The sequence below is a fragment of the Shewanella insulae genome (genome assembly GCF_009831655.1).
In the GTDB taxonomy this organism is placed as follows: domain Bacteria; phylum Pseudomonadota; class Gammaproteobacteria; order Enterobacterales; family Shewanellaceae; genus Shewanella; species Shewanella insulae.
The window spans coordinates 1-945 of record NZ_WRPA01000045.1 but is presented as its reverse complement, the minus strand read 5'-3'; the positions used below and the strand labels follow the sequence as shown (position 1 = coordinate 945).

Annotated in this window: 1 protein-coding gene; it reads left to right on the top strand. The window is 46.9% G+C overall.

Annotated features, from left to right (window positions below; translation table 11 throughout):
* Nucleotides 1–109: 109 nt before the first annotated feature.
* The coding region (locus GNT65_RS20435; protein ID WP_160799005.1) for an IS4 family transposase at nucleotides 110–945 on the top strand (836 nt) is incomplete at its 3' end.

Genomic DNA, 945 nt, shown 5'->3' with positions numbered 1-945 from the left:
CTGAGGAATCCCCTGATAACTTTGATATAAATCATGAGATTAGAGTGAACTTGCACCTTGGAATGTGATCTGATTAAGCGCAAACAAAAACCAATCACGGACTTCCAAGGTGCAAGCGTTAACTATCTTACATCAATCTCTCTATCAACATTGCCCAGAAATTCACCAAAAGCGTCTAAATACCCTCATGGTTGCCTGCCAGGCCCTCATTGATTCCGACCGTCTTACATTGACCGCTTTAGGTCGCCATATTGATGGAAATCGTACGCAAACCAAGCATTCGATAAAACGTATGGACAGGTTACTTGGCAACCATCATCTTCATCATGAGAGATTAGCTGTCTATCAATGGCATGCTAAATGGCTACTGACACAGCACACTATGCCTATCGTTTTGGTGGATTGGTCTGATATGCGTGAAGGACGCGAGCTCATTGCCCTGAGAGCCTCTATCGCCATCAAGGGGCGCTCAATTACGCTTTATGAGCGAACATTTCCCTTAGCGTTGCAAGGAACGCAATCTGCCCATAATCAATTTCTCAATGAGCTTCATAAGGTATTACCTGCGAATGTCACTCCGCTAATAGTGACTGATGCAGGGTTTCGTAATCCTTGGTTCAGAAAGGTAGAGCAACTCGGTTGGTACTGGCTAGGGCGAGCTAGAGGGTTAAGTGTCTATCGCCTTCATCCCTTTGGTCGTCAATTTTCACTCAAAGCGCTCTATGCCAGAGCAAATAGCCGCGCCAAGCATGTTGGTCGGGTGGCCTTATCGGTCAAGAAGCCTTTGCTCTGTGAAATGGTGTTGTTTAAGGCGAGAGGTAAAGGGCGAAAAGGTCAACGTAGCACGACAACCGACTGCCATCATACCGCCCAATGGACCTATGAATTGACGGCAAAAGAGCCTTGGGCGCTGGTGACCAATTTAACAATGGAAGCGATGCCGCC